This window comes from Brasilonema bromeliae SPC951 (genome assembly GCF_012912135.1).
GTDB classification, from domain to species: domain Bacteria; phylum Cyanobacteriota; class Cyanobacteriia; order Cyanobacteriales; family Nostocaceae; genus Brasilonema; species Brasilonema bromeliae.
Map to the genome: position 1 here is coordinate 1 of NZ_QMEB01000336.1, position 4,956 is coordinate 4,956.

Below are 4,956 nucleotides of genomic sequence, written 5' to 3' on the forward strand. Positions count from 1 at the left end.
CTGAACGAAGGGCAATGTTGCGGGCATATGGCGCGCAATTAGAACTCACTACAGGAACTGAAGGCATGAGTGGGGCAATTCGACGGGCGCAGCAAATCGTTGATACGACTCTTGATGCTTACATGTTACAGCAGTTCCGTAACCCAGCCAACGCCAAAATACACCGGGACACGACAGCGGAGGAAATCTGGGAAGATACCTCAGGACAGGTCGATATAGTAGTTGCTGGAGTCGGAACAGGTGGTACAATTACAGGTGTAGCTGAAGTTATCAAAGCACGCAAACCAAGTTTTCAGGCGATAAGCCGGAGGCTTGACGCTCCGCGTATCGCAGTTGAACCCGCAAATAGCCCAGTGTTATCTGGGGGAAGACCAGGACCTCACAAAATTCAAGGAATTGGTGCTGGGTTCGTTCCTCAAGTGCTGAATGCCAACATTATAGATGAAGTCATTTCGGTCACTGATGAAGAGGCGATCGCTTACGGGCGGCGTCTGGCAAAAGAAGAAGGACTGCTGTCTGGTATTTCCAGCGGGGCCGCTTTGTGTGCTGCTATTCGTGTGGCTCAACGCAAAGAGAACTCGGGACGCAAAATCCGTGATGATTCAGCCTAGTTTTGGAGAAAGGTATTTGAGTACACCGTTGTTCCAAGACTTGGAGCCAAAGGTAGCAGTTAGCATCAGCTAACGGTACATTGAAAGAATGGCAGATAAGACGAACCACTACCAAACACTCAAAGTTAATCCGAACGCAAGCCAAGCGGAGATTAAGCAAGCTTATCGTCGCTTGGTCAAGATGTTTCATCCTGATAGCAATCAGGGCACAGCAGATCCTGAGCAAATTATCCGTATCAATGCAGCATATGAGGTCTTAGGCGACGTTCAAAATCGCCAAAATTACGACCAAAAACTGCGTCAACGCTCTCAAGAAACCACTACCAATAGGCAACAGCGTACAGCAGCTGCTCAACAGCAATACCAGGCGACAAAAAAAAGAGGAAAAGATGCGGATGAACAAGTAGAGGAATGGCTGCAGCGAGTTTATCAGCCAGTGAATCGCCTGGTATTTAGCATTCTGGCTTCTCTACGGGAGCAAATCGAGAAGCTAGCTGCTGACCCCTTTGATGATATCCTCTTGGAAGAATTTCAGGATTACTTACACGCCTGTCAAGCTGACTTCAAGCAAGCGCACCTGACTTTTCGTTCTTTACCAAATCCACCTAGTTTAGCAAGAGCAGCAGCCCATCTCTACTATTGTCTCAATCAAATAGGCGATGGGCTAGACCAGTTAGCGTATTTCCCTCTTAACTATGACGAGAGTTACTTGCACGCTGGGCAAGAGATGTTTCGCACTGCCACGAATATGTATCGTGAGGCACAAGAATCTCTAGGAGCCTATGTGTAGTGGTTAATGGTTAGTGATCGGATTTACCCACTGTACAAATGCACCCACTTACGGCGTTTTTTATTTGCATCTTTTATTTGCATCAATTATAAACCATATGGTAGAGGAAGACAATGTTATACGCCCTACATCTCGCTTGTGTTCTACCCATTGGCAGATTTGTGTGAGTGATTTGGCGAAAGTTGATTGGCTTTGAGGATTGCTGCCATTAAAAATATATAGGCTAGAGAGCCGATCAAAGCTAAGAGTACGTTACCGATGAGAAAATCTAGCTTATGCTCCTTTTGCAACTCAGAGATAATCGCTCCAATGGTATGTAGAGCTGCTGAAGTCAGGTAGCCAATTCCTATAAACCGCCAAAGTTTTTTAGGTTTCATTGCACCCAATCCAATGAAGTAGCCAAAGTAGCCACTATATGCCACCTGTCCAGAAATATCTCCTAAGATCAAGGGAATTAAAAGTGTTAATCCCGCAAAACTACCTTTGCTTTGAGTTTCTTCATGTACTTTCATCATACTCTCTACTAATGCAAATCCAGTAGCAGATGCTGTCGCTAACAGAATTCCGTCCATAGGTTCCCATACCCCAATGAGTTCGCGCTTGGGTGATTGGAGGAGTCTGCCTATAAAGTAAACTAATATCACTGGCAGCACTTTAAACAATTCTTCTAACAAGCCTGCTTTTAAAAATTCTTTAATAGTTATAGCAAGAATGTTCTCGTTATGTTTAAATAAATCTCCTGGTAAAATGTCAGAAAAAATAGCTGTCAATTCATGATGGGCAGTTAAAAGCGGTAAACCAGTAGCCAAACCTAAGCTCACTAGCAACCACCAGGGCTTATGTTTATGGCAGAGTTTGTGAATAACATAGTGGCTTGCAAGAGCTAGGTAAGCTGCGAAGATGTAGAGGAAGTTATTGCTATTTTGAGTAGCCAACATTGCTACTACGAATATCACTGTGACAATGCCCGGAACAAGGAAACCTTTCTGATGTAAATCTAGCTTTCTTGAGACGACAGGAAATATATCGCTGACGCCAACAAAGCTAATCTGTTCACACTCAAAAACGAATTCTGGACCCTTGCGACCAAGTTTGATCTGGTCATGTACTTGCAAAATTTGAGAACCTTGTAAGCGCTGACCATTAATATAAATACCATTACGGCTTTCCAAATCGGATATTTCCCATTGAGGCAGATCACTGGGAGATCCAGACGAGAGGGGAGAAATTTTTAAATGCTGACGGGACACTTCCTGGTATTTCGTGGAATCTAAAACAATGTCACAACAACTAGGATCTCGTCCAATTACTATTGGTTTATTAGATAAAACTATGTCCTCAGTGTGTTGAGAGTCGCTTGCTGTATTATGGTTGACTTTTCTTAAAAAGCTTTTGTAACGGTGAAGTCCTGTCATCAAATTACTCCTAAACTTGTGTTTTAATCAATAAAAATGCTACGAAAACCCTGTTTTGTGTTTGAGAGCCTCAGAAAGATTTGCAAGCACTATATACTTTGAGAACTTAGGCATTAACAAAAGTTTGATTTTCACAGAACTTAACAATGAAGAAGCTTTTCTTCTATATTCTTAATAGGTGTCAGCAAAATCATTTTATGCAGAAGTCACGTTAGGCTCACAAACTAGAAGTCTGCCGTAGATAAACAAACTGCAAAGCGCCCAAACTGGATCAATCCAAGCCGGGCGTGTTGCAGTAAGAGTAAATGTCGTCTAGGTTGTGCCAAACCTGCCGACAAAGATAACCTGTCTGAATCGATAAGTGGGTGCATTTGTACTGTGCTTAAGTCCCCAGTGAATCCAGGAATATTGACGAACAACCAACTATTAACAACTTACACCAGAATTAGTTTATGCTGGAAGCAGTAAAATTTAAGATATTTTAAATTTTACTCCCAGCGTGCTCATGCAATGTATTATAAGTCGTCGGGCTCAGTTTTCAGCAAGTCATCGCTATTGGTTGCCAGAACTGAGTGAAGCAGAAAACATTAAGAAATTTGGTGCTTGTTCAAGATTTCCCGGATATGGACACAATTATGTCTTATTTGTCTCCCTCGTTGGGGAATTAAATGAATATGGCATGATTCTCAACTTGTCCAACGTGAAACACGTTATTAACCGAAAAGTGACGAGTATACTGGACTTTTCCTATCTCAACGATGTATGGTCAGAGTTTCAACAAACTCTACCCACCACAGAGAACATTGCACGGGTCATTTGGCAACGGCTTGCACCCGATTTACCTTTAGTGCGTATACAGCTTTTTGAACATCCCGAACTTTGGGCTGATTATTTAGGAAACGGCATGGAAGCATATCTCACTGTTAGCACTTATTTTAGCGCCGCCCATCAGCTAGCTCATCCTCGTCTTAGCAGCGAAGAAAACTTCAAGATTTACGGTAAGTGCGCTAATCCCAACGGTCATGGGCACAACTATCATTTAGAAGTGACTGTAAAAGGGGAGATTGATCCACGCACTGGGATGATTATTGATTTGGGCGCTTTGAATCTAGCTATAAAAGAGTACGTCATTGAGCTATTTGACCACAGCTTCTTAAACAAAGACGTTCCATACTTTGCTGAAGTTGTTCCCACTGCTGAGAATATTGCACTTTGTATTAGTCAGCAGCTGACTTCGCCCATCCAAAAATTAGGAGCGACACTATACAAAGTAAAATTAATGGAAACTCCGAATAACTCCTGCGAAATTTATTGTACTGAGTCAGATTCCAACTCAGTTAACACTGCACAGAATGAATCAGTGTTAGTACGCGTGTAGCGAGTCAAGAACTACTCACAAGCATTTAAAAGGGGCGACTATTTACTTTTTAATAGTCGCCCTTTTAAAGCTTATTCGACAGCAAAACCCGATAGCTGACGCATTTTCGGTGTATGAAACCCAATAACAATATCTTGTTTAGGTATGCCCATTTCCATCAATTCTGAGGCTATATTAACTTCAGTTGTATTTTGCTGAATCCAAATTTTATCATTCTTGATATCAAGATGCATTATCGGACCATAAACCCGCTTTTGATTGTTCCATCCAATGCTAATAATTTGATAGTGGTCACGTTCGGTATCAAAGATTTGTTCGACTTCAACATCCCCGTAGCTAGGTTTGTACTGTACATATTTGGTTAGCAGTTGCTTAACTTTCGTCCGGTATTCATCTAATTTATCCATTGCACAATTTCCTCCGTATCAACGTTGTAAATGATAAGTTTCAATTGGTTTTCGCTTACTACGGTTTGGGTAAACGGCAAATTAAAGAAATCGTTATAAATCGCGAGCGGAACAGCTAAATTAATGGTTATATTTGGGTCTTCAGTACGCAACGCAGTGCGATAGTTGATAAATTGCCGCTTCATCAAATCCGGAAAAACTGCGGTGCCTCATTACAAGTAACGGGTTCTAAGCCTCCGAGTTCTTGGCGGAAAAATCGCCCCAATTGTCAACTGCTATACAAAAATGACAACCTTTCGTGGGGTTGGGCAAACCCTCGACAAGGATGGACAACCCTTGTATTTTTGCGGCGTAT

Annotated in this window: 5 protein-coding genes and 1 pseudogene; 3 read left to right on the top strand and 3 right to left on the bottom strand. The window is 42.2% G+C overall.

Annotated elements, in window-relative coordinates:
* Both DP116_RS26945 and DP116_RS26950 read left to right on the top strand, forming a co-directional pair.
* Window positions 1-684 (top strand): annotated as a pseudogene (locus DP116_RS26945) (pyridoxal-phosphate dependent enzyme); the annotation flags it as partial.
* A gap of 15 nt (window positions 685-699) precedes the next feature.
* Window positions 700-1,401 (top strand): J domain-containing protein, encoded by a 702-nt coding sequence (locus DP116_RS26950; protein ID WP_169158058.1) that lies wholly within the window; start codon window positions 700-702, stop codon window positions 1,399-1,401.
* Window positions 1,402-1,544: 143 nt separating this feature from the next.
* Here DP116_RS26950 and DP116_RS26955 read toward each other — a convergent pair whose 3' ends face one another.
* A complete protein-coding gene (locus DP116_RS26955; protein WP_169158059.1) occupies window positions 1,545-2,816 on the bottom strand; it encodes a PrsW family glutamic-type intramembrane protease in 1,272 nt (423 codons plus the stop codon).
* A 505-nt stretch (window positions 2,817-3,321) separates the two neighbouring features.
* On the opposite strand from DP116_RS26955, the gene DP116_RS26960 reads away from it, so the two are divergent.
* Window positions 3,322-4,194, top strand: a complete 873-nt coding sequence (locus tag DP116_RS26960) for a 6-carboxytetrahydropterin synthase (RefSeq protein WP_169158060.1) — start codon at window positions 3,322-3,324, stop codon at window positions 4,192-4,194.
* Window positions 4,195-4,265: 71 nt separating this feature from the next.
* Here DP116_RS26960 and DP116_RS26965 read toward each other — a convergent pair whose 3' ends face one another.
* Window positions 4,266-4,601, bottom strand: a complete 336-nt coding sequence (locus tag DP116_RS26965; protein ID WP_169158061.1) for a XisI protein — start codon at window positions 4,599-4,601, stop codon at window positions 4,266-4,268.
* Window positions 4,589-4,786: an element excision factor XisH family protein gene (locus DP116_RS26970; protein WP_169158062.1), complete on the bottom strand. Its 198-nt coding sequence runs from the start codon at window positions 4,784-4,786 to the stop codon at window positions 4,589-4,591. The genes DP116_RS26965 and DP116_RS26970 overlap by 13 nt, the downstream gene beginning before the upstream one ends.
* Between the last annotated feature and the right edge of the window lie 170 nt (window positions 4,787-4,956).

What these genes read in the sequence shown, in the direction of transcription:
- DP116_RS26950 (WP_169158058.1), top strand. Translation starts at nt 700, where the DNA reads ATGGCAGATAAGACGAACCACTACCAAACACTCAAAGTTAATCCGAAC.
- DP116_RS26960 (WP_169158060.1), top strand. Translation starts at nt 3,322, where the DNA reads ATGCAATGTATTATAAGTCGTCGGGCTCAGTTTTCAGCAAGTCATCGC.
- DP116_RS26955 (WP_169158059.1), bottom strand. Translation starts at nt 2,816, where the DNA reads ATGACAGGACTTCACCGTTACAAAAGCTTTTTAAGAAAAGTCAACCAT.
- DP116_RS26970 (WP_169158062.1), bottom strand. Translation starts at nt 4,786, where the DNA reads ATGAAGCGGCAATTTATCAACTATCGCACTGCGTTGCGTACTGAAGAC.
- DP116_RS26965 (WP_169158061.1), bottom strand. Translation starts at nt 4,601, where the DNA reads ATGGATAAATTAGATGAATACCGGACGAAAGTTAAGCAACTGCTAACC.